This is a genomic window from Cryobacterium sp. Hb1 (genome assembly GCF_004403585.1).
GTDB classification, from domain to species: Bacteria; Actinomycetota; Actinomycetes; order Actinomycetales; family Microbacteriaceae; genus Cryobacterium; species Cryobacterium lyxosi.
This window is the reverse complement of sequence record NZ_SOHI01000027.1, coordinates 280,714-303,013: the sequence shown is the minus strand read 5'-3', so window position 1 is coordinate 303,013 and position 22,300 is coordinate 280,714. Positions and strand designations below refer to the sequence as shown.

The following is a 22,300-nucleotide window of genomic DNA, read 5'->3' as shown; positions in this document are numbered from 1 at the left end:
CTATTCGCCGGTAAACCCGGTCGTGTCGCCGACCAATCGGGTATTTCCGACCGGGACCGGATCCACCGCGGCCGAGACGATCTCCGCCGCGAACTCGCTGACGTTGTATAGGCGTCCCGCTGCCTCTTTGCGAGCGTTCAGGGCGCCCGGGTTGGACCGTTCGAGCAGCGTTGCCGTGATGGTGCCCTCGATCATGTCGCCGGAGACGACCACGAATCCGATCCCGGACTGTTCGAGTTCGGGAATGACAGCGCGCAGGGCGTCTTCGCCCGCGCGCTTGCTGTGGGCGACCGGCTCATACTCCGGCATGGTGCTTGTCGTCTTGATAAAGTGCGCCTGGTGGCTGGTGACAAAGACAACCCGGGAATCGTCGCCGAGCAGCGGGATGGCCCCATTCAACAAGTTGACTTGGGCATCGCGATTGAGCTTGATGGCGTAGTCAGCGGCCATACCACTTTCCATACCGCCCGATGCGTTCATCACGAGAATGTCGAGGCCCCCGTACTCGGACCTGATGGTCGCGAACATCGCGGCAACCGATACCGGGTCGGTCAAGTCGGCGCCGACCGTGATAGCCTCCCCGCCGGCGGCGCGAATGGCATCGGCGAGTTTGTTCGCTCGCGCCTCTTTATTACGGTAATTAATGACGACTCGCGCTCCGGCCTGAGCAAAATACCCGACAGTATCGGCGCCGATACCGCGGGAAGAGCCGGTGACGAGTACGCGCTTGCCCTCGAGTGATCCTGCTGCAAGTGGATTGGTCACGCATGCTCCTCTGATTAATCAACTTAATTCCGTGATGAAGTGCGACCTGATCGGCCACTACCTACTCTTTCGACCTTATCAACAAGCCTCAGTCGCTCCCTCGGCGTGTTGAACCCGGTACCTGCTAGTTTCGAGGTGAAACCGAATGTGGAAGGTGTCACACATGGTCGACCTGACCGACTATCTCTGGATTTTGTGGCTCGTGTTCATTCTCGTGGCCATCACCATCGAACTGCTGAGCTTGGAATTCACCTTCCTGATGATCTCCATCGGCAGTCTGGGCGGTTTGGCTGCCAACTTGCTCGGACTGGACTGGTGGTTGCAGATCGTGGTAGCCGGTGGGTTGTCGGTGCTTTTGCTTTTGACCATCCGCCCCTTCTTACTGCGAGCCCTTCGCAAGGGGGGCGATCCGGCGCTCAGCAACATCGCCGCGCTGATTGGAATGACCGGCCGTGTCATGTCGACGGTCACCGAAACCGGGGGGCTCGTGAAACTGGCCAACGGCGAAACCTGGACCGCTCGTCTTCTGCCGGCCCACCCCGATAACGACGCCGGTTTCCGTTCTGGTGTCGAGCCCGGCCAGCCGGTCACCGTGCACCTCATCGAGGGCTCCACCGCCGTCGTCATCTTCGCCGAAAGGACCCAGAACAATGCTTGACCCCGCAGCTTTTATCGGTCAGATCTTCGTGATTGCCCTCCTCGCGGTGTTGGCGGTGTTCGTCATCGTCATCCTCGTGCGGGCCATTCGCATCATTCCCCAGGGCAACGCCGGGGTAGTGGAGCGCCTCGGCAAGTACCACAAGACGCTGCTTCCCGGTTTGAATCTTCTGGTGCCGTTCGTCGACCGGGTGCGGCCGCTTCTCGACATTCGCGAGCAGGTGGTGTCTTTTCCGCCACAGCCGGTGATCACCGAGGATAATCTCGTCGTGTCCATCGATACCGTCGTCTACTTTCAGGTGACGGATGCCCGCGCCGCTACCTACGAGATCAATAACTACCTCGGTGCGGTCGAACAGCTCACCACGACCACCCTCCGTAACGTGGTCGGCGGGTTGAACCTCGAAGAGGCTCTGACCAGCCGCGACAACATCAACAGCCAGTTGCGCATCGTGCTCGACGAAGCCACCGGCAAATGGGGCATCCGGGTGGGTCGAGTCGAGCTCAAAGCAATCGAGCCACCTCACTCCATCCAGGATTCGATGGAAAAGCAGATGCGAGCCGAACGCGACCGTCGCGCCCTCATCCTGACGGCGGAGGGTACCAAGCAGTCCGCGATTCTCACCGCCGAAGGAGCGCGCCAGGCGGCGATCCTCGAGGCTGAGGGTGACGCCAAAGCTGCGGTATTGCGCGCGCAGGGTGAGGCCGAAGCCATCACCACCGTGTTCAAGGCCATTCATGACGGAGATCCAGATCCGAAGCTGCTCGCCTACCAGTACCTGCTGACGCTACCCAAGCTGGCCGAAGGCAGCGCCAACAAGCTCTGGATCGTGCCGAGCGAACTGACCGAGGCGATGAAGGGTATCGGCAGTGCTTTTGGTGCGAATACTCAAAGCCCAAAAACGGCGGCGTCCGCTGCACCGGCGGCATCCGCTTCTACGGCCACGGCTGCAGCAGCGCAGCAGGCCTAGTCGGTGGCCGAGAGCGCACAGTCCATCTTTCTGGCAGCACCGCATCCCCGGGTTTTCGCTCACCGCGGTCTGGCACGGGAGGCGCCGGAAAATTCCTTGCTCGCCTTCCTGAAGGCCCTGGCGGGCGGGGCCACCCATCTCGAAACCGACGTGCACGTATCGCTTGACGGCGTGGCTGTGATCAGCCATGACCCCGACTTGACTGCGCTCGGACGCGATATTCGCATCGACCAGCTGACCATGCCTGAGTTGAGGCGCATCAACCGGGGCTTTGGACAATCGTTCACGTCCCTCGCCGATGCCCTCCAAGCGTTTCCATCGGCACTGTTCAATATCGACATCAAGACAGATGCCGCGGCTGAGCCGGCCGCACAGGCCATTCGTGACCAGCGAGCCACGGCTCGAGTCCTGGTGACCTCGTTCAACGACTCGCGTCGCCGCCGCGTGGTCGACCTGCTGCCCGGTGTGGTTTCCTCCGCGTCGTCGTCGCTCGTGGCGCGGGCCGTGGCGGCGACGAATCTGGGCCTGACCTCCCTCGTTCGCAAAACGCTCGCGGGCTGCGTCGCCGTGCAAGTACCCGAGCGGGCGGGACCAATTCGAATCGTCACACCGCGTTTCATCGCGATGATGCACAGGGTGGACGTCGAGGTGCACGTATGGACCATCAACGACCCGATGGACATGGTTCGACTCTTCGATCTGGGAGTTGACGGTATCGTGACAGATCGCACGGATCTCGCTGTCAAAGCTGCTACTCTCAGAATCTGAGAATTACCTCCCAGAACAGGGGGTCTGGGAAGGTTTATACCCAGCTTGATGGTTTAGAACTATGTAAGTATCGCGATCGAAATGTGATCGCGCGCGAGAGGAGACCACACTATGGCTGACCGCAGTTTGCGTGGCATGAGATTGGGCGCACAAAGCCTTCAAAGCGAAGAAGGCGTCACCTTCTCCCCCCGGGTTACTCATACCTACCGGTGTGAAACGTGTGGGCGCGAGACGGTGATGATTTTTTCGGCCGATGCCGAGGCTCCGGACGAGTGGGAATGCAAGTACTGTGCCAGGACGGCGACCCGACTGGTCGACTCCCTGCCGGTGACCGTTGACCACTCCGATGAGAAAATTGCCCGGACCCACTGGGACATGTTGTTGGAACGCCGCTCCAGAGATGAACTCGAAGAGTTGCTCGAAGAGCGCCTCTCGGTGTTGCGTCTGCGCCGTGGTGGCCAGCAGAAGATCGGCGCCTAACCGCCGGTCACACCCGCACGACCCCGCACTTTGTGCCGGGGTCGTTGTTGGTTAACAGGTCGGTTCTGGTCAACGGTGTCGGCGATGCCGAGCGGATCGCGCGCACAGGGCCAATCCGGCCAAACCCAGCCCCGAGACGAGCCATTCGAGTCCACGGCCGGCCACTATCGCTGGTGTGATGGTGTCGCTGAGCGGAACGGTCTGCACCATGGCTCCCGACGTAAAGGTCAAAAGGCTATCGAGCGTCGCCCCATCGGGGGTGATGATCGCGCTCGAGCCGACGGTTGAGATATTGACGACCGTACGGCTGGTCTCCATCGCGCGCAGCCGGGCGATGGCCAGCTGCTGCACGCTCTCATCGGTGTGCCCGAAATCGGCGTTGTTGGTTTGGGCGAGAATAACGCGGGCTCCGTCGTCGATCATTTCGTGTACCAGCTGATCGTCGGCGATGTCGAAACAGATCGCTATTCCAGCCAGAACTCCGTTGATGTCAAAAATATTGTCTCGGGTGCCGATGCCGTAATCCCGGCCGATGAGGTCGATCAGGTCCGGAGCGAATGGTCGCCAGAAAGCCCGATCCGGCATGTATTCGGCAAACGGCACCGGGTGCACCTTGTCATAGACATCGACGGCGCCGCGGCCGGCCTCCCAGAGCAGCGAGCTGTTGTAGTAGGTGTCATCGGGCTTGGTGATAGTGCCGGTGATGAGAGGGGCGTCCATTTCGGTACTGATGTAGTCGAGCACTTGCGCGGCTGCCTGCGAGCGCGTGGGGTCGATGTCACTCGAGTTCTCCGGCCAGACCACGAAATCGACCTTCTCGCCGATCAGAGGCAGGGTGGCCGACGTGTGGTCCTGCAGAATCTGACCCGGCGAATAATCGGCAAACAGACCGGCATCCGCGTTTCCCTGCACCGCGGCGAGGCGAACCTCGCCGTTCTGGGTAGTCGGCCATGCCGGGACGATGAGGACTACTGCGACGGCGCCGACGGCGATGCCCGTGCGCAGCGTGCGCGCCAGCTCCGGTTCGCGGAATAGTTGTACGGCGAGAGCACTGAGCCAGACCAGGATAAAGCTCAGGCCGGACAGGCCTACCCAGGCCACGAGCGGACCAAACGGACTCTCCGACTGTGACAGGGCAACCCGGCCCCAGGCAAAGCCGCCGTAGGGCCAGACCGCGCTGATTGCCTCCCTAGCCGTCCACAAACCGGCCACGATAACCGGCACAACGCCGAGACGCCCCCAGACACTCGGCCAGACCCGAGGGCCATGCCGGAGGACGACGGCGGTCAAGCCGAGCCCCACGGCGAAAAACAGGCTCTCCAACCCGCCGAGTGCAAACCACGGCACGAGACCGAGGTACAGGGTGATCCAGAAGATATGAATCAGCCAAAACGATAATCCGGCGACCAGTCCCACGAGCAGTCCCGTCGCCAGGCTGCGACCGAGCAGAGCCAGAAGCATGAGCGCGACCCCCACCGGCGCAAGGTACCACCAGTCGCGATCCGGAAAACCGGCGTCTAGAACCGCGCCGGCTCCGGCCGCGACGACAAGAGCCGCCCACAGCGGCAGGCTGAACGCGCGCTCATTCCCCCACATGGTGGATTCAGGCCACCGAGGAGTAGGCCACGATACCGCGGCGGATCGCATCCATGGCGCTACGAGCGGTCGGCCCGACCCGTCCGGCGCCGGCAATGCTGAGTTGGTCGAGCAGGTCGATGGTCTGTTTGGTCCAACGCACGAAATCACCGGCAGCCATCTCGGCCTCATAAAGTACATCGGCGAGCGATGCGCCGCGAGCCCACTTCCACATGGCGAGGCTCAGGCCCACCGCGAGCGGATTACTCCCGGGAAGCTTGTGATCCCGCTCCACGTCGTCGATGCGGCTCCACAACTCCTGAGTTTCGTCGAGGGCCGGTCTGAACGGTCCCTTGGGCAGGTACCGAGCGTCGATCAGGCCTTCTTCACGCCTCGGCTCGAAGACCAACGCACAGGCCATCGCGGCGAGGCTCGCGGCATCGAGTTCGTTCCACAGACCTCGGCGCAGAGACTCCGCGACCAGGAGGTCCCTTTCCGCGTAGATTCGACGCAGGATGCGTCCGCTCTCGCTGAGCTCGACAACGCCGTTGGCATTCGATTCGAGGTAGCCGTAGCCGAGCAGGACGTCTGTCACGCGATCGAAGACACGGGCGATGGCTCCGGTGCGCTGTGATATTTGCTGGTTGAGGGCATCCGTTTGGCGTTTGAGCTTGAACCAGCGTTCTGCCCAGCGGGAGTGCGCCTCTCGATCAGGACAGTGGTGGCAGCCGTGGGCGCGCATCTGCTTGCGTAAGCTCGTCACCTCACGCTGGCGTTTGTCACGTTCACCGCGCAGGGAATTGTCGGCTTTGACACCCTCGCGTTCCACCTCAGTGAGCCGTCGACGAATGGCCGAGTACTCTTCGAAGTCGCCTAGGTTGCAGGTCATGCTCGCCTTGAACCCGGCTAGGGATTCTTCTTGCTGGCGCACAGACCGGGCCAGATCGACGACGGCCCGATCGGCCTGAAACTGGGCGAACGACGACTCGAGCACACCGCGCGTGCGTGTGACGCCGAACTGGTCGATGAGGTTGACGGCCATATTGTACGTGGGCTTGAAGCTGGAATTCAGCGGATACGTACGCCGGGAGGCGAGCGAGGCCACCGCCTGCGGATCCAGTCCCTGCGCCCATTGAATGACCGAGTGCCCGAGGGTGTCGATTCCGCGGCGACCGGCCCGACCCGTTAGCTGGGTGTACTCCCCCGGGGTGATCGGCACGCGGGCTTCGCCGTTGAACTTCTCCAGTTTGTCAAGAACGACCGTGCGGGCGGGCATGTTGATTCCGAGGGCCAGCGTTTCGGTGGCAAAGACAGCCTTGACAAGCTTTTTCTGGAAAAGTTCTTCAACGACCTCCTTGAATGCCGGCAGCAGACCGGCGTGGTGCGCGGCGACACCGCGTTCGAGTCCGTCGAGCCACTCGAAGTAGCCGAGCACGCCGAGGTCTTCGTCGAGCAGAGTGCGGCATCGATCGTCAACGATCTGACGAATTTCATCCCGCTCGTGTTCCTCTGTCAGACGTATCCCCGAGCGGAGCACTTGCCGCACGGCCTGGTCGCAGCCGACCCGGCTGAAGATGAAGAAAATAGCCGGCAGCAGGTGTTTGCCATCGAGCATGCGCACGATATCGCCGCGATCCATTCGGCCGGCGTCGACCTGTGCTCGTTGCTTGTCGTGACCCCGGTAACCGCCCGCGGATGAGCCACCCTGACGACCAGAACCGCGACCACGCCCACCGGCCGAGCGCCCGCCGGCGTGCGCCAACCGAACGAGTTCGGGATTGACCCGATGCGCGCCGATCAGTCCGGACGAATCGAACAGATCGAGCATATTGTTCTTGACCAGCACGTGCTGTTCCAGCGGAACCGGCCGCTCTTCAGAAACGATCACGTCAGTCTCACCGCGAACTGCCTGCAACCAGTCGCCGAATTCCTCGGCGTTCGACACGGTCGCGCTGAGTGACACCATGCGCACCGGCTGCGGCAAATGGATGATCACTTCTTCCCACACGGCACCACGAAAGCGATCCGCAAGGTAGTGCACCTCGTCCATCACCACGAAAGCGAGATCGGTGAGTAAGTCGGAATCGGCGTAGAGCATATTGCGGAGCACCTCGGTCGTCATGACCACGATGCGTGCCCCCGGGTTGACGTTGCTGTCCCCGGTGAGCAACCCAACCTGGTCCGCACCGTACTCAGCAACGAACTCCTGAAATTTCTGATTGCTGAGCGCCTTCATGGGCGCGGTATAAAAAACCTTCGCCCGCGACTGCTGCATTGCCAGGTAGATGGCAAATTCGGCGACGATGGTTTTGCCTGCTCCGGTCGGCGCAGCAACAAGCACGCTGTTGCCGGCCTCCAGGCACGCGCAAGCCTCACGCTGGAACGGATCGAGATCGAATTTGAGGCCGCGATCAAAAGCCAGCAACTTCGGTTGGCTTGCCCGGGTGCGCGCGGCCGAGTACCGTTCGGCCGGCGATTGCGTGTGCGTCACGTGATCCTTAACAATTGCTACAAATGACTCTCAGCAGAGACTAGAGCGCGAATTCTTTCTCGAAAGCCAGCACTTTCTTAGCCGCTCGGCGATCGTGCAGCCAAGCGATGCCGTAGGCGGCAAAGTACAACATGACCATGGGAATGGCCAGCAAGAACATCGAGACGACGTCAGCGGCGGGAGTCGCGATCGCTGTGAAGAGAACGATGACCAAAATTGCAATCCGCCAGGATTTGATGATCGACGCCGCGCTGATCACGCCGGCGAAGTTGAGCAGCACAATGAAGACCGGCAGCACGAAGGCAATGCCGATCGCCACGACGAGTTTGAGTACGAAGTCGAAATAACCTTGCGCATTGATGAAGGCCGAGTCCTCGGTGGGCGCGAAACTCGTCATGAGCTCGACCACGTGAGGCAGTACAACCCAGCCCGCCGCACAGCCAGCCAGAAACAGGGGAATGGCCGTCAAGAGAAACCCGAACGTGTATTTCTTCTCGGTTCGGGTCAGACCGGGAACCAAAAAAGCAAAGACCTGATAAAGCCACACCGGGCTGGAAACTATGAGTCCGACGTAGAGTGAGATTTTGAGTTTGAGATCGAAAGCGCTCGTTATGTCGGGGTAATTGATCTGGGCGTTGCGATGCTGCGCATTGATGATGGCGTAGATCGGCTCTCGCAATTGATCCCAGACGAAATCGGAGAGGAACCAACCAGCAACGGCACCGATCAGGAGACCGGCTGCAGCCAGATAGAGGCGCTTGCGCAGTTCGATCAGATGCTGCCCCAGCGACATCTTTCCCGCTTCGGTCGTACTCCGCCCAGCACGGACCATTCGCGGCTAAGGCTTCGAGGCGGGGTCGGCCGGGCCGGGCGTGGTCGGAAGGGACGTCTTCGACACGTCGTCACCCGTTGTGCTCTTCGGCCGCGGTGCGGCGTTGGGATCAGGGTCGACAGTGTCGGACTTGATCTCGCTCTTGAAGATCTTCATGGACTGCCCCAGGCTGCGTGCGAGTCCGGGAAGCTTTGGCGCACCGAAAAGGAGCAGTACGACGACGAGGATGATCAAAAAGTGCCATCCGGTCAAATTTTGCAGCATGAGGGTGTGTCCTCTGTGTTAGCTAGCGGGCGTTTGGAATCAGTTTACCCCGCACGATCCGCGCATCGCGACGCACCTGTCTCCGGTGCGCGCGGTCAGCGCGATTCTGCTCGACATTCCGGAGCAACACAGCCGAGTCCGAGAATACGGCGGGGATAAACGAGGCGCAGGCCGACGGCACATCGAGGTCCACCGAGGAAACTTGATCGTTGAGGGCTTCGAGAGCTCGCAGAGTTGTGACGGCTTTGCGGTAGAGCGCCACCGCGCACCAAATGAGGACCACAAAAAGACCGGCCACCAGAACGCCCCAGATAAGCAACCACGACCACCACGGCATCCGCTAACCCACATCCACCCGGGGCTGATTGTCGCCGGAGTACTGCGCCAGTCCGGCTGCGGCCCAGTCGAAAACCACCTTGCGTGACTCTGCCGGTTGAAGCACGGTGACAATGCCGGCGAGGCCGGTGACGAGACGTTTGAGCACGTGGGCATGGGCGACGCGCAGGGTGGTGCGCGTGCGCGCGCCTGTTCCGACCACTTCGGACCCCTCGGGTCGGTAGTCGGCCAGCAACGGCAGCGCCGCGGTAGGGAGCTCGAGTCGCACATTAACGTCGTCGCTGGACGGCTGGAACAGGGTGTCCGGCAGCAGCAAGTCCACAGTGTGCGAACTGCGCGGTGCGGCGGTGACGCGAGGGTCGGTCATCCGGTCAAGACGGAAGGTTCGCACGGCTTCGCGAAGGTGGCACCAACCCCGGAGGTACCAGTCGCTGTCGACGGATTCAATGCGCAAGGGATCGACGAGGCGGTGTTCCTGGTCGCCACGCGCATTGAGATAGTCGAACTCGACCTGCATTCCTGTACTGAGGGCAGCCTGCACAATATCGCGAGTCGCGCCGGCATCGCGCTGCGCGACAGCGACCTGGGTGGGTGGCGCCGATGAGCCGCGCGTCAACTTCGCCATCAACGACGCGATCGCATCGGTGTCGGCGTTGTGCGGCAGGGCACACAGGTACTGCAGTCCGGCGATGAGTGCTGCGGCCTCGCGTGCGGAGAATCGCGGGGAGTCATCGATGGCGACCTGATGGGTAAGTACGATTCGATCATTGGTTTCGAATTCGTCCCAGAGAATGTCGAACAGGTCACCGTGCAGGTATTGACGTGTTTCCCCAGGAATTCCAGACAGCGCGATGAGGCTGACCAGTGTGCGCACTCGTTCCGCTGACAGTCCGAAGTGCTCGCCCACCTCGGTGACGGTGACTGGCCCTTGATCGATCAAGTACGGAACGAGGGAGAGTAAGAGGGTGAGCTGGTCTCCGGCGACTCGAGGCTGGCTGACTGGCTGGGAGGTCTGCGCATGCAGCGGACTCGGCCGGCGGCGCTGTGCGCGGCCGGGTGGGAACGCGGGGAGAGCGGTGGCATGAGCGTCACGCGCGGCAACCAGTCGATCGCGCACTGCGGCGCGTAACGCGAGTGGGCTCTCGACGAACACTTCGGGGCCGAACCCGGCCAGTTCGTCGGCGAGGATGTTCAAGTCGGTGAAATGCAGGGTGCGCTCGAGCGTCACTGGATGGTCTGGCTGGGCCGCGGGGCACTGAGCCGCCTGGCGCGCGGCGAGCCGCACTGCGGCGTCGGATCCTGACACCACGACGATGTGGGCGACATTACTCGCCCACAGGGCGTCGAGTTCACAGAGAGCGCGTGCACTATCGGTCGTGTTGCCCGCTGCTTCGTCGCCAATAGAAGTCGGAGTGGAGTTTGCGAGCACCGTCACCGTGCCCACGATGCGAGCCAGCAGGAAGGTGCGCGGTGCGCGAGCGACCTCATCCGTTGCGTAGAGGTGCCAGCGGCCTTCGTGCTGCACCAACGCACGTGGAGCAACCTCGCGACGGACCGGCTTGGTCTCCCCCGGTTTGAGGTAGAGAAATGCCACGATCTGCGCTCGATCGAGGGCTTTGCTCAACGGTTCGAAGCTCAGGTCGTGCGTGCGTAACGATGGCGCGTAGCCCAGGACCGGTTCGCTCGATTCGACACCGAGGGAGTTCAACTTCATCAGGGCCCGGCGGGATTCCCCGGACAATGATCCTTCCCGCCAGACCGTGCCAGCGAGTTTGAGTAGGGATACCTCATCGGAAGTGAAGCTCACGTCGGCGGGTAGGTCGTACAGACCCTTCGGAATTCGATACCGCAAAAAGTGATTGCTGCCCGGATCGTCGGGCGATTCAAGTGTTTCGAGCGGAATTCCCAATTCCCGGATGTCATCCTTGTCTCGCTCGAACTGGCGCTCCAGACTCTCATTCGAGCCGGCGGACGAGAATCGCTGACGGTAACCCTGCACGTTCGCGAGAATGTCGGCCTTGGTCAGCCCTGTTTCCGTTGCCACGAGCGCGAGGACCAAGCTGAACAGCCGTTCGGGGGCCGTGACCAGCAACGGCTTGACCTCGGTCGCGCTTTTTGGAGGTTCCGACTCTGGCGGGGTAGACATGCGGGCCAGCCGACCTAGTCGACGCCGAGAATATCGACGACGAAAACGAGTGTGGAACCGGCCGGAATAGTGGCATCCACTGCGTCACCGTAGGCTTGGTCGGGAGGAATGACAGCGACGATCTGTGAACCGACCGTCTGTCCAATGAGCGCTGTTGCCAAGCCGGGGATCACCGCGTTGGGGACCATTTGAACGGGGCTTCCGTTGGTCCAGGTCGACACGAAGCTTGTCTTTTCCTTCCACAGCACGCCGGCGAGATTCACCGTGACCGTCGACCCCTCCTTGACCTTGTCGCCGGCACCCTGCTTCAGCACACCCATTTCGAGCGTGGTGGGAGCGTCCCCGTTGGGGACGACTATGCCCGGGACGCCGTTTTCATCGAGCACCACGGAGGGAAGGCCATTGGCCACGATCTGGTTAGCTCCGTCAGCTCGCGGCAGATATGCCTTCACGATGTCAACGACAACCACTACAGCATCCGTCGTTCCAAGTTGAAGCTGCTCGCTACCGCCGGCCGGACCGAACCCATCATCCGGGGAAATGACGACTGCGATGCGCTCACCTTCGCGGGCGCACAGCAGGCCGGCGACTATTCCGGGAAGAGTAGTGTCGGCGAGGGCAATGGGAAAGGCAACGCTGCCGTCGAACGGAGCTTGTTGAATGGCAGCGCCGGTCGTTCCGTTATACATGGTCATGAAGGCGGAGATCATCTGGCCGGCTTCGAGCTTCTCACCGGAACCTTCGATGATTTGCGTGCGTTGAGTAGTCGACGACTTGAGCGGTGTCGGAAAGCTGACGTCGGGCGCCGAACCGAAGTCGCCGGAGGTCGAGATCAACGCCGAGGCCGCACCGGACGTGGCCGCGGTTTCGCAGGAGGTCCCGGCCGTGCCGGGGACGGCGCAGGCGGTCAATGCCGTCATCACGAGGCCGGCGGTGACGATCAGCGCGGATGCTTTGCGCACAAGTCCTTCTTTCGGTACGGGGTTGCTGCAGCATGAATCTGCTGCGCGAGTGTGAGGTTGGTGCGGGTGTGTCTGGGTCCAGGCGGTTGCGGTCTCGACGCAGTTCAACCGAAATGGGCCGGGCCCTATCCTAACCGGCGTCGAGGTCGCGAGCCTTGGAAAGCTCGGCGCTCGCGCCAGCGGCCCGCACGCGTTTGCGCATGACTTTGGAGCTGACGTTGCGTTCACCGAGCGCTCCCGGGGTCCAGGCCTCGACATCCGCGTCGCTGAAGTCCGTCTTGGACGGACGTCGCTTCAGCTCGGGGAGGATTGTATCGGGGGCGAGCCGACGTGCGGTGATCAGGAACCCGGTGTGACCGATCATGCGGTGGTCGGGACGCACTGCGAGTCCCTCCACGTGCCAACCGCGGATCATCGTTTCATGGGAATCCGGATTGGTATAGAAACCGGTGCCGCGGATGGCCTCGGCCACACGGGACAATTGCGTCACCGTGGCGACGTAGCACAGCAGCACTCCTCCGGGCTTGAGAGCTTCGGAGACGACGCCCAGGCATTCCCAGGGCGCGAGCATGTCGAGGACCACCCGGTCGACACTCTGCGGCGGCATGGTGTCGGGCAGCGTCTCGGCAAGGTCGCCCAGGGTGATGGTCCAGTTCTGCGGATCATTCCCGAGGAAGGTAGCGATGTTGTCGCGAGCGACGTCGGCGAATTCTTCGCGCCGTTCAAAGGATGCAAGACGGCCGGCCGGCCCGATTGCGCGCAGCAGCCAGAGCGACAGCGCCCCGGAACCAACGCCGGCCTCAACCACGGTGGCACCGGGAAAGATATCGGCTTGCGCCAGAATTTGGGCTGCGTCCTTGGGGTAGATGATGGCTGCACCGCGCGGCATGCTCATCACGAAGTCCACCAAAAGCGGCCGCAGCGCCAGGTGCTCAACTCCAACGTTGTTGGTGACGACCGACCCGTCGGGCTGCCCGATGATGTCGTCGTGCGCGAGAATGCCGCGGTGGGTGTGGAAGGTCAGGCTTTCCTGAAGGGTGATGGTGTTCATCCGCCCCTTGGGCCCGGTGAGTTGCACCCGGTCGCCGACACGAAAAAGTCCGCTGTTTTGAATGACCTGGTTGCTGCTCATGCGAGTGGTGCGCTTTCGTTTCGGGCGGCCCCGGTAGGAGCGAGAAGATGAACGGGAGAGAGCTCGTCGGAACGTTTCGATTGGTGATATAACGCGGCGATATCGTGGATCGTGCGCCCGTCGAGCGTCGGCCAGCGCGTGTAGAGCACGCTCTTCGGCAGGTCGATCTGGTGGGGAACGGCGATGGTGATCGTGCCGGCGGCAACAGCGGATTCGACACCCGGCACGGAATCCTCGATCGCGATGCACGTTGCCGGATCCACGCCGAGTTGCTTGGCGGCGACCAGATACGGATCAGGATGCGGCTTGCTGTTTTCGACCATATCGCCGGCGACGACGACGTCGAATGCTGCGAAATCGATGAGGTCGATGATCTGGCGCGCCATGCGCTCCACCGACATCGTGACGAGTGCGGTCGGAACGCCGGCGGCTTTCAGCTGCCGTAAAAGCTCACGAGATCCTGGACGCCAGGGAATCCCGTGTTCGGCCAGCTGCTGCTGCACCCGGTCGGTGAGGCGGGCGACAATGGCGTCCGCGGTGAGATCGACGCCTCGTGCTTGCAGAATTGCCGCGGAATTCCACAATCCTGATCCGATCAGCAACATTCCGTCTTCGTGAGTCCAGACACCGCCGAACTCGGCCATGAGCTCGGTCTCGGCACGCATCCAGTACGGTTCGGTGTCGACGATCGTGCCGTCCATGTCCCACAGGACGGCGGCGGGCAGAGAAGCGGGCAAGGGCAGGGGCGGAGAAAAAACATTCACGGGGTTCAAGTGTAGGGCCACCGCCTATCCTTGATGAAGGCCCTTCATATGGGAGGCCGAAGAATTGAGGATATAAACGGTGACTGACGGTAATGGGTTTCTGGGCGGACGGCTGCTCGTCGTCGCTTTCGAAGGCTGGAACGACGCCGGAGAAGCCGCGACGGGAGCGGTTCGTGCATTGAAAGAATTACTCGACGTTGAGAAGATCACCGAGGTCGACCCGGAGTTGTACTTCGACTACCAGTTCAACCGGCCGACCGTGTCAACGAACGAGGCTGGCGTGCGTACTCTCGGTTGGCCGGGAGCGATCATGTACGGTCCGAAGACCCCCGGGACACTGGGCGTGCCGCTGGCGGACGACGCCGAGCTGCGGGTCAGTGGAACGAACGCGGGCAATATCTTTCTACTGATCGGTACGGAGCCGTCCCGCAGTTGGAAGAGCTTCGCCGCGGAGATACTCGACGCGGCCCTGGCCGCCGACGTCAGCGGCGTCGTCTTTTTGGGCGCCATGCTGGCCGACGTTCCACATACCCGCCCCATCTCTATTTTCGTCTCGAGTGATAACGCGCAGGTGCGGGCCGAACTGCAAATTGAGCGCAGTAATTATGAGGGACCGGTCGGCATACTGAGCGTGTTGTCCGATGCCGCCGAGACGGTGGGAATTCCCACCCTGTCGATTTGGGCATCCGTGCCCCACTATGTGCATAACGCTCCATCGCCCAAGGCGATGCTCGCATTGATCGACAAGCTCGAAGAGGTCATAGATGTGGTCATCCCCCGCGGCGCGCTCGTGACCGAGGCGGCTGAGTGGGAAACCGGTATTGATGTCTTAGCAGGCGAAGACGAGGACATGGCCGCGTACATCGCCCAGCTGGAACAGGCCAGAGACACCGTCGACTCACCAGAGGCAAGCGGCGAGGCGATCGCTCAGGAATTCGAGAAGTACCTGCGCAGGCGCGGCACCGACGGGCGCGACGGGCGCGCAGACGGCCGGCCCGATGGTCCCGGAAGCCGACCCGACGGGCCACGGCACTAGGAACGCAGCGGGTCAGCCGCAGACGACGCTCGGCTCTATAGAGCCACGCCGAGCAGCGCACTGATGGCACGATTCACCAGGCTCACGTCATCGAGCTGACCGGCGGCCGCGTCGTCGACGAGCTTCAGAGCCTCGGGGGTGTTCAGGTCGTGGCGGAGTGCGAGGCGCAGGGACTGCACGAGTGAAGCAGCCGTTCCAGAAGCCTCCCTGCTGGCAGTGTTTTTGGCTGCGGAAACAGCCGAAGCGCCGAAGGCTGCAGACCACACGGAGAGGCGCGCGATAGCCTCCTCAAGGAGCGCGTCGGTCCATTCCCAGTCGGTGCGATAGTGGCGGGCCAACAGGGCCAGGCGAATCGCACGCGGGTCAATTCCTTGAGCGCGTAGTCCGGAGACTAGAACAAGATTACCGAGCGACTTGCTCATCTTTTCGCCCTGATAGGCGACCATGCCGGTGTGGCTGTAGACCCCGGCAAGCGGATGTCCGGACAACGCCTGCGCATGCCCAGCGCTCATGTCGTGGTGCGGAAAGATCAGGTCAGATCCGCCCCCCTGTACGGTGAAATCTATGCCCAGTTCTTTGAGGGCGATCACCGAACACTCAATGTGCCAGCCTGGTCGCCCGGCTCCGACCGGAGACTCCCACGCCGGTTCCCCCGAACGGGCAGCCTTCCAGAGTAGCGGATCGAGTGGGTCGCGTTTGCCCGCCCGGTCGGGGTCTCCCCCGCGCTCGGCGAATAGGCGCAGCATGCTGTCGAGGTCGAGGTTGCTCTCGTCACCGAGCGCCCAGCCGGTACTGGCTTCGGCGGCACGAATGTCGAAGTATAGATCGACGGCGTTCGTTCCGTCTGCTTCGGCGATGGCGTCGGCGGTCGGTACCGGATAGGCGAGTCCCGCCTCCTGCAAGAGGGCCACGGCGGCGGCTATCTCGTCGATGACCTCGGTCACGGCAACGAAATCATTCGGCGGAATGATGCCCAGAGCCTTCATGTCGGTGCGGAAGAGTTCAACCTGTGATTCGGCCAGGTCACGCCAGTGGACGCCGGTGGCGGTCGCCCGCTCTAGGAGCGGGTCATCGACATCCGTCACATTTTGGGCGTAGTGCACGCGAAAACCGGCGTCGATCCAGACCCGCTGGAGGGTGTCGAAAGCGAGGTACGTGTTGGCATGGCCAATGTGGGTCGCATCGTAGGGCGTGATGCCGCAAACGTAGAGTCGGGCTGAATCGAGCGGCTCGGCCAGCACCAGACTGTCGGTTTTTGTGTCGTGGAGCCAGGGTGCATTCGACTCGCCGGGGACAGAGACAATTTCGGGTCGTTCCCATGCACGCATGCTTCAAGCCTAGCTTCCATGCGGTGGTGGGTTTGCGAACCGTCGTCGATGCGGTGACAGCTTCGCGAACCGATTAGGCGGAGATAACGTTCGTTCCGAGGAGCACGAACAGCACGATACCCAGCAGGATGCGATAGATCACGAACGGCAGAAAACTCCGTCGCGAAATGTAGTTCATAAAGAACGCGATCACGGCTAGGCCCACAACGAAGGCGACGATAGTGGCCACCAGAATTTCGAGCGGTCCAAAAATTTCAGGAGTGCACGTGGTTGCGCCCGCCAAACAGGGATCGGCGACGGACTTGTACACCTGGTAGAAGCCGCTGCCGAGCACGGCGGGAATGGCCAGCAGGAAAGCATAGCGGGCCGCTGCTGCGCGTTCGTAGCCGAGGAACAGGCCGGCAGTGATGGTACCGCCCGATCGTGATACGCCGGGGATGAGTGCGAGCGCCTGCGCGAATCCGTAGATTACGCCGTGACCGACGGTGATGTCCTGCAGTCGGCGCCTTTTGGCGCCGACATGGTCGGCGATACCGAGCAGAATACCGAAGGTGATGAGCATGGTCGCGGTGAGCCAGAGGGAGCGCAGCACGGTTTCAATCTGGTTTTGGAACAGCAGACCGAGGATGATGATCGGAAGCGATCCCAGAATGATCAGCCAGCCCATACGGGCATCCGGATCTTTGCGGGACACTCGGCCGGTGAGCGATTTTGCCCACTGGCCGATGATGCGCACGATATCGCGCCAAAAGAAGATGACGACAGCAGCTTCAGTGCCAATCTGGGTGATGGCCGTGAATCGGGCACCCGGGTCATCACCGGTGCCGAGAAACTGGCCGGCGATCGTGATGTGCGCACTCGACGACACGGGAAGGAACTCGGTCAACCCCTGAACGAGGCCCAGAATGATCGCATTCAGAAAGTCCACGCGCCGCGCTTTCTTGGATTACTTAAAATACTCAGGGAACCCGTGCCCGACGGGCTCGGGCGGCACTTCACAGCTTCAATATTGTGACAGCAGGTCCGTCAAAACCTGCCTGCCAAACACTAGTGCGTCGAGCGGTACCCGCTCATCCACTCCGTGGAACATCGCAGGAAAGTCCAAGTCCCCCGGGAGGCGAAGGGGCGCAAAACCGTAGCCTTTGATACCCAGGGTGCTGAGCGCTTTATTGTCCGTTCCCGCCGATAGCAGGTACGGGAGCACCGGCGCGCCGGGGTCATGGCGCTCCAGGGTGCTCACGACCGCTTCGATCAGCGGCCCACTGAATTCAGTCTCCAGACCGATATCGCGGTGCATGGTGATGATTTCGATGTCAGCGCCGACAATCTCCTGAATCTGGGAGAGTACGAGATCTTCCTCGCCTGGCAGCGCGCGGATATCAATGAGGGCCTCTGCCGTGTCGGGGATGACGTTGTGCTTGTAGCCAGCCGTGAGGCCGGTCGGGTTGGTCGTCGTGCGCAGGCTGGCCTGGATGAAGCCGGAGGCCGTGCCGGTCGCCAGAGCGAGCTCGTCCGGGCCGACCCGTTGCGGGTCAACCTCGAGAATGCGGGCGATTTCGCCGAGAAGTTGTTCGGTCGTGTCGGTCAGGCGAATGGGCCATTCGTAACGCCCGAGTTTCGCCACGGCCTCGGCGAGCCGAGTGACGGCGTTGTTGGGGTGCATTCGGGAGCCGTGGCCGGCCTCGCCACGGGCAACCAGCTTGACCCAGATCAGCGCTTTCTCCCCGGTTTGCAGGAGGTAGGCACGTTGACCGCCGAGCGTTATGGAGTATCCGCCCACCTCACTGATCGCCTCAGTGGCTCCGTCAAACAAGTGTGGATGTTCGCGAACGAGAAAGTGCGAGCCGAGCACGCCGCCGGCCTCCTCGTCGGCGAAAAAGGCGATGACGAGGTCGCGCTCTGGCGCACCATTGGCACTGATCACGTCCTGCAGAGAGGCCAAAATCATAGCGTCCATATTTTTCATATCCACAGCGCCGCGCCCCCACAGCAGGCCATCCGAGATGACGCCGCCGAACGGGTCGACACTCCAGTTCGCCGCATCGGCCGGAACAACATCAAGATGACCGTGCACGACCAGAGCCGGCCGGGCGGCGTCGCGACCCTTGACCCGGGCGATAACGCTGGTTCGGCCGGGTTCGGAATCGAAGAGTTCGGGCACGAGGCCGAGGCCTCGCAGCTTCTCGGCGACGTATTCTGCGGCCTCCGTTTCGCCGTTTGAACGGCCTGCACCATAGTTCGTGGTGTCGAAGCGGATGAGATCACGCGCGATTTCGGCGGTCAGGTCAAGTTTTTGAGGATGACCTGCGGGTGAGATTCCGGCTGAATCAGCGGATTTTGCGGCCGGGTGCACGTTCGAAATGGAAGGCATGTTCAAACGCTACCCGTCGTCGCCGGGGGGAGGCGACACAACGCCGGTTCTAATCCGTGCTAAGTTATTACCTCGGCAGCCGGTTCATCCGGAGGCCGTTTCACCCAGTCCGGGTGGCGGAATTGGTAGACGCGCTGGCTTGAGGTGCCAGTGCCCGTTAAGGGCGTGTGGGTTCAATTCCCATCTCGGACACGGAGATTTCTTTCGGGAGATCAACGAGGACTGGTTGAGACAGTTCATAAGGCCGGATCCCCTGGATCCGGCCTTATCTCGTTCAGCCATCGCCCAATTGTCGGGTGGATCGTCACGACAAGATGTCCTTGGTCACGAACCTGCTGTATGCCAACGCCCCGAAAACTGCCAGGTAACAGACCTGCACGATTGCATTCTGGCCGAACGAGCTGAGGTCGAGTGGCTGCCGGAGCAGATCGGCGAAACCGAGCCAGTAGTGGCTGAACAGCCACGGATGCAGCCAAGACAGTTGCGGAATGACATCGAGGATCTGTGCGACGACGGAGACCACGATCGTCGCCGCCATCGCCCCCACGGGAACATCGGTGAGCGTGGAGATGAACAGCCCGATCATCGACAAGCCGAGCAAGGATACGGTGACATAGGCGGCCACCAGCAACGACCGCCATAGCGACTCGGTCACGCTGATGGTGTCGCCCGACAAGAGCGTGACCGGTCCGACCGGGAACAGGGCTGCCCCGATGAGCGTGCCCGACACGGTGAGGGTCAGCGTCGCCACGAGGCTGAACAGGGCCGCGCCCGCGTATTTGACCAATAACAGCCGTACCCGGCCTGCTGGCGCCACCAGCAGGTAGCGCAGGGTACCGAGGCCGGCTTCCCCGGCAATCGTGTCTCCGGCCACCACACCGATGGTAAGCGGCAGAAACAGCGGGATGGCGACGACCATCGCAGTGAAGCCGACGAACAGGCCGTTTTGGGTCACCCGATCAAGAAACGGTGGTCCCTCCCCCGGGGCCAGCGTGGACGACGACAGACGAACGGCGACGGCGAGCAGTACCGGGATCAGCGCCACGGCGACCAACATGGCCCAGGTCCGTCGACGGCGAAACAGCACGGAAATTTCGGAACCGAGCAGGTCCCAGCCAGCCCCGCGGCGTATCGGGTTATCGCTGCGGCCCGTTGCTGGCAGAACATCACTGGACGACATCGAAACCCTCCCCGGTCAGTGCGACAAAGCGTTCTTCGAGGCTCGGTTCCTCGATGGCGAAGCCGCGAATACGCACCCCATCGGCGACGAGGGCCGTCACGATGGCCTCGGGCTGCCAGTGGGTACCGACGAGCGGCGCGAGCACGACCGGGTCAGCATCATCGAGCACGCGGATCGCGGGCTCTAGCCCCAGGTTGCTGAGCACGCGGATCGCTCCCGGGGCATCCGGTGTGCGCACCCGCACCCGGGTTTCACCGACCTGCCGCAGCGCGGCCAGCGTGCCCTGGGCAACGAGGCGGCCAGCACTCATCACGGCGGCATGCGTGCACATCTGCTCGACCTCGGCGAGCAAATGGCTTGAGACGAAGACTGTCGTACCCTCTGCGGCCAGTGAGCGAACGAGGCTGCGCACCTCCCGTGTGCCCTGGGGGTCGAGGCCGTTCGTGGGTTCATCGAGCACGAGCAGCTGCCGCGGGAGCATCAGGGCGTTGGCGATGCCGAGCCGCTGCTTCATGCCGAGCGAATACGCGTGTACCTTCTTGTCGGCGGCATGGGAGAGCCCGACCCGTTCGAGGGCCCGCTGCACCCGAGCACGGCGCGTGCCACTCGGCGCGCGCCGGTCGGCGGTGTCGAGGCGGCGTAGGTTCGCCGCTCCGGAAAGGAAGGGGTAGAACGCCGGTCCTTCGACCAGGGCGCCTACTTGGGGCAACACCTCGTGCAGTCGGGCGGGCATGCTGTGGCCGAGCACGGTGATTGTGCCGCTGGTTGCCTGGGTGAGTGCCAGCAGCATGCGAATGCTGGTGGTTTTGCCCGAACCGTTCGGACCCAGGAAGCCGAAGACCGAGCCGCGGGGAACCGCAAGGTCGATGCCATTCACGGCGGTTTGCGTGCCGAACCGCTTGGTGAGGCCCCGGCTTTCGATCGCGAGGTCGAGAGCCGGGGTGTCGCCGGTCACAGTGTGATGCGCCTCACTGAGGTGACGGTCACTGAGGTGACGGTCACTGTGGTGACGGTCACTCTGCGGCGGCCTGGAGCTGGGCGAGCGGAACCGCGCCGGCGAATACCCGCCCGTCCGTGGCCAGGAACACCGTCATGAGGGACGTTGTCAGGGCGCGACCTCCGGCGACACCAGTGGTCAGCTGGTCGATCAGGGGGTTGTTGCCGAGCTCGGCCGGTACAGCGGCGGCGGGAACCTCGACGATACTGGACCAGCCGCTTCCCGTGACACGGGGCAGTTCAGCTACTGTCGGGCTCTGCGCCCCCGAGTGGTCACCGGCAGCGTGATCGGGCAGGGCCGGTAGGGCCTGCTCCGTCACCGTGGCGTTGGCCGGCGGCACGAAATCGAACCGGTCAGCGTCGGGAGCGGCAAAATCAAGCGCGGTGAAGCCGACCTGCAGTGCCGGTGCGCTCTGGCCCTCGGCCATCACGACCACCTGGACTGGCAGACCTGTCTCAGAGTCGACCGCGATCGAGACGGATGCGACGAGGCTGTCCGCTGCTTTCGGCGTGAGCACCAACTGGTACACACTGCGTCCAGCGACCCGGGCGTCCGTGCCGACCGACACCGTCGTACTCGGGTCCAGCTCGCTGAGAAATCGATCGGCAACCTGCGCCGGGGTCGAGAGGTCGGTGGGAAGTTCCGACTTGAGCTCGGCAAACTTCAACTCGGCAGTAGCAGCGAGATCGGCCGGCACGCTCATGTGGGTCGCTGCGTTGCTGCTCGAGTCGTACAGCCAGACATCGTTCCCGTTGTGCACGACGTCACGCTCAGCCATGCGGTCCTTGATCTGCACGCGAGACTTGTTTTCGCCACCGACGTAGACCCGGAACTCGTGGGAGCCGCTGAGCAATTCGAGTGCCGTGCTCAGTGCCCCGGTGGTTGACGTTGCCGGGACGAGGTCGGTCGCGCCTTCCGGCATGGACTCGGTCATGGATTTCTGCATGGATTTAGTCATGCCCGCACTCAAATCCAGCGTGGGAAGACCGAGATCAGACGATTGGGAGACCGTTCCGGAGAAGGTCGACACCGTGCTGTCGTTCACCAGGAGGAGAACCTGCTCGGGTGTCTTATCGGGAAGATCGACGGCGGCACCGGCCTGGAACGGTACGGCTATCACCGCGGCGACAACGACCGCCGGTACGACGACGGCGGGGAGCCATTTGAGAGAATTGCGAGACACGATCAACGCCTTGGTGCATTCGGATTCATACGGAGATCGTACGCCTTGGGCGTGCGCATCGG

21 protein-coding genes and 1 tRNA gene are annotated in these 22,300 nt (G+C 62.5%); 6 read left to right on the top strand and 16 right to left on the bottom strand.

Annotated elements, in window-relative coordinates:
- The gene (locus tag E3T38_RS10815; RefSeq protein WP_134548203.1) at window positions 1–765 is read right to left on the bottom strand and encodes an SDR family oxidoreductase; all 765 of its coding nucleotides are present in this window, start codon (window positions 763–765) and stop codon (window positions 1–3) included.
- Between the two features lie 163 nt (window positions 766–928).
- Here E3T38_RS10815 and E3T38_RS10810 point away from each other — a divergent pair, with 163 nt between their 5' ends.
- From E3T38_RS10810 to E3T38_RS10795, 4 genes are all read left to right on the top strand, one after another.
- Window positions 929–1,423, top strand: coding sequence for an NfeD family protein (locus E3T38_RS10810; RefSeq protein WP_104198032.1), 495 nt, complete (start codon window positions 929–931; stop codon window positions 1,421–1,423).
- Window positions 1,416–2,393, top strand: coding sequence for an SPFH domain-containing protein (locus E3T38_RS10805; RefSeq protein WP_134548202.1), 978 nt, complete (start codon window positions 1,416–1,418; stop codon window positions 2,391–2,393). The genes E3T38_RS10810 and E3T38_RS10805 overlap by 8 nt, the downstream gene beginning before the upstream one ends.
- 3 nt (window positions 2,394–2,396) lie before the next feature.
- A complete protein-coding gene (locus tag E3T38_RS10800; protein ID WP_241984415.1) occupies window positions 2,397–3,161 on the top strand; it encodes a glycerophosphodiester phosphodiesterase family protein in 765 nt (254 codons plus the stop codon).
- A gap of 111 nt (window positions 3,162–3,272) precedes the next feature.
- Window positions 3,273–3,641 carry an RNA polymerase-binding protein RbpA gene (locus tag E3T38_RS10795; protein ID WP_134548201.1) on the top strand — a complete coding sequence of 123 codons (369 nt, stop codon included), beginning with the start codon at window positions 3,273–3,275 and terminating at the stop codon, window positions 3,639–3,641.
- Window positions 3,642–3,710: 69 nt separating this feature from the next.
- Here E3T38_RS10795 and lnt read toward each other — a convergent pair whose 3' ends face one another.
- From lnt to E3T38_RS10745, 9 genes are all read right to left on the bottom strand, one after another.
- Window positions 3,711–5,237: an apolipoprotein N-acyltransferase gene (gene lnt / locus E3T38_RS10790; RefSeq protein WP_134548200.1), complete on the bottom strand. Its 1,527-nt coding sequence runs from the start codon at window positions 5,235–5,237 to the stop codon at window positions 3,711–3,713.
- Between the two features lie 7 nt (window positions 5,238–5,244).
- Window positions 5,245–7,707 carry an RNA helicase gene (locus E3T38_RS10785; RefSeq protein ID WP_134548199.1) on the bottom strand — a complete coding sequence of 821 codons (2,463 nt, stop codon included), beginning with the start codon at window positions 7,705–7,707 and terminating at the stop codon, window positions 5,245–5,247.
- A 40-nt stretch (window positions 7,708–7,747) separates the two neighbouring features.
- Window positions 7,748–8,500: a twin-arginine translocase subunit TatC gene (gene tatC, locus E3T38_RS10780; RefSeq protein WP_104198027.1), complete on the bottom strand. Its 753-nt coding sequence runs from the start codon at window positions 8,498–8,500 to the stop codon at window positions 7,748–7,750.
- A gap of 45 nt (window positions 8,501–8,545) precedes the next feature.
- A complete protein-coding gene (tatA, locus tag E3T38_RS17355) occupies window positions 8,546–8,803 on the bottom strand; it encodes a twin-arginine translocase TatA/TatE family subunit (protein WP_134548198.1) in 258 nt (85 codons plus the stop codon).
- Between the two features lie 22 nt (window positions 8,804–8,825).
- A complete protein-coding gene (locus tag E3T38_RS10770; protein ID WP_134548197.1) occupies window positions 8,826–9,122 on the bottom strand; it encodes a hypothetical protein in 297 nt (98 codons plus the stop codon).
- A gap of 21 nt (window positions 9,123–9,143) precedes the next feature.
- Window positions 9,144–11,285, bottom strand: a complete 2,142-nt coding sequence (locus E3T38_RS17130; protein ID WP_241984414.1) for a YafY family protein — start codon at window positions 11,283–11,285, stop codon at window positions 9,144–9,146.
- Between the two features lie 14 nt (window positions 11,286–11,299).
- Window positions 11,300–12,247, bottom strand: a complete 948-nt coding sequence (locus E3T38_RS10755) for an FKBP-type peptidyl-prolyl cis-trans isomerase (RefSeq protein WP_134548196.1) — start codon at window positions 12,245–12,247, stop codon at window positions 11,300–11,302.
- Window positions 12,248–12,377: 130 nt separating this feature from the next.
- Window positions 12,378–13,379 (bottom strand): tRNA (adenine-N1)-methyltransferase, encoded by a 1,002-nt coding sequence (locus tag E3T38_RS10750; RefSeq protein ID WP_134548195.1) that lies wholly within the window; start codon window positions 13,377–13,379, stop codon window positions 12,378–12,380.
- Window positions 13,376–14,116: an HAD family phosphatase gene (locus tag E3T38_RS10745; RefSeq protein WP_255452741.1), complete on the bottom strand. Its 741-nt coding sequence runs from the start codon at window positions 14,114–14,116 to the stop codon at window positions 13,376–13,378. Before E3T38_RS10745 ends, E3T38_RS10750 begins: the two co-directional genes overlap by 4 nt.
- Before the next feature lie 106 nt (window positions 14,117–14,222).
- Between E3T38_RS10745 and E3T38_RS10740 the strand changes: the two genes are divergently transcribed.
- On the top strand, window positions 14,223–15,179 hold the full coding sequence (locus E3T38_RS10740; RefSeq protein WP_104198022.1) for a proteasome assembly chaperone family protein: 957 nt from the start codon (window positions 14,223–14,225) through the stop codon (window positions 15,177–15,179).
- 35 nt (window positions 15,180–15,214) lie between these two features.
- On the opposite strand, the gene mshC is transcribed toward E3T38_RS10740, so the two are convergent.
- The 3 genes from mshC to E3T38_RS10725 all read right to left on the bottom strand — a co-directional run bounded on the left by mshC (window position 15,215) and on the right by E3T38_RS10725 (window position 18,878).
- Complete coding sequence (mshC, locus tag E3T38_RS10735; protein WP_134548194.1) at window positions 15,215–16,507, bottom strand: cysteine--1-D-myo-inosityl 2-amino-2-deoxy-alpha-D-glucopyranoside ligase; 1,293 nt, start codon at window positions 16,505–16,507, stop codon at window positions 15,215–15,217.
- A 73-nt stretch (window positions 16,508–16,580) separates the two neighbouring features.
- A complete protein-coding gene (locus E3T38_RS10730; RefSeq protein WP_104198020.1) occupies window positions 16,581–17,435 on the bottom strand; it encodes an undecaprenyl-diphosphate phosphatase in 855 nt (284 codons plus the stop codon).
- A 75-nt stretch (window positions 17,436–17,510) separates the two neighbouring features.
- The gene (locus E3T38_RS10725; RefSeq protein ID WP_134548193.1) at window positions 17,511–18,878 is read right to left on the bottom strand and encodes a M20/M25/M40 family metallo-hydrolase; all 1,368 of its coding nucleotides are present in this window, start codon (window positions 18,876–18,878) and stop codon (window positions 17,511–17,513) included.
- Window positions 18,879–18,985: 107 nt separating this feature from the next.
- Here E3T38_RS10725 and E3T38_RS10720 point away from each other — a divergent pair.
- Window positions 18,986–19,070: transfer RNA gene (locus tag E3T38_RS10720), tRNA-Leu, on the top strand.
- 112 nt (window positions 19,071–19,182) lie between these two features.
- Here E3T38_RS10720 and E3T38_RS10715 read toward each other — a convergent pair.
- The 3 genes from E3T38_RS10715 to E3T38_RS10705 are packed head-to-tail and all read right to left on the bottom strand — an operon-like array spanning window position 19,183 to window position 22,238.
- Entirely contained in the window at window positions 19,183–20,058 is an 876-nt protein-coding gene (locus E3T38_RS10715) for an ABC transporter permease (RefSeq protein ID WP_134548192.1), read from the bottom strand.
- Window positions 20,045–21,013 carry an ABC transporter ATP-binding protein gene (locus E3T38_RS10710; protein WP_134548191.1) on the bottom strand — a complete coding sequence of 323 codons (969 nt, stop codon included), beginning with the start codon at window positions 21,011–21,013 and terminating at the stop codon, window positions 20,045–20,047. The genes E3T38_RS10715 and E3T38_RS10710 overlap by 14 nt, the downstream gene beginning before the upstream one ends.
- A gap of 58 nt (window positions 21,014–21,071) precedes the next feature.
- The gene (locus tag E3T38_RS10705; RefSeq protein WP_134548190.1) at window positions 21,072–22,238 is read right to left on the bottom strand and encodes a DUF2092 domain-containing protein; all 1,167 of its coding nucleotides are present in this window, start codon (window positions 22,236–22,238) and stop codon (window positions 21,072–21,074) included.
- Window positions 22,239–22,300 lie beyond the last annotated feature (62 nt).

What these genes read in the sequence shown, in the direction of transcription:
- E3T38_RS10750 (WP_134548195.1), bottom strand. Translation starts at nt 13,379, where the DNA reads ATGAGCAGCAACCAGGTCATTCAAAACAGCGGACTTTTTCGTGTCGGC.
- E3T38_RS10805 (WP_134548202.1), top strand. Translation starts at nt 1,416, where the DNA reads ATGCTTGACCCCGCAGCTTTTATCGGTCAGATCTTCGTGATTGCCCTC.
- lnt (WP_134548200.1), bottom strand. Translation starts at nt 5,237, where the DNA reads ATGTGGGGGAATGAGCGCGCGTTCAGCCTGCCGCTGTGGGCGGCTCTT.
- E3T38_RS10810 (WP_104198032.1), top strand. Translation starts at nt 929, where the DNA reads ATGGTCGACCTGACCGACTATCTCTGGATTTTGTGGCTCGTGTTCATT.
- E3T38_RS10795 (WP_134548201.1), top strand. Translation starts at nt 3,273, where the DNA reads ATGGCTGACCGCAGTTTGCGTGGCATGAGATTGGGCGCACAAAGCCTT.
- E3T38_RS10715 (WP_134548192.1), bottom strand. Translation starts at nt 20,058, where the DNA reads ATGTCGTCCAGTGATGTTCTGCCAGCAACGGGCCGCAGCGATAACCCG.
- mshC (WP_134548194.1), bottom strand. Translation starts at nt 16,507, where the DNA reads ATGCGTGCATGGGAACGACCCGAAATTGTCTCTGTCCCCGGCGAGTCG.
- E3T38_RS10725 (WP_134548193.1), bottom strand. Translation starts at nt 18,878, where the DNA reads ATGCCTTCCATTTCGAACGTGCACCCGGCCGCAAAATCCGCTGATTCA.
- tatC (WP_104198027.1), bottom strand. Translation starts at nt 8,500, where the DNA reads ATGTCGCTGGGGCAGCATCTGATCGAACTGCGCAAGCGCCTCTATCTG.
- tatA (WP_134548198.1), bottom strand. Translation starts at nt 8,803, where the DNA reads ATGCTGCAAAATTTGACCGGATGGCACTTTTTGATCATCCTCGTCGTC.
- E3T38_RS17130 (WP_241984414.1), bottom strand. Translation starts at nt 11,285, where the DNA reads ATGTCTACCCCGCCAGAGTCGGAACCTCCAAAAAGCGCGACCGAGGTC.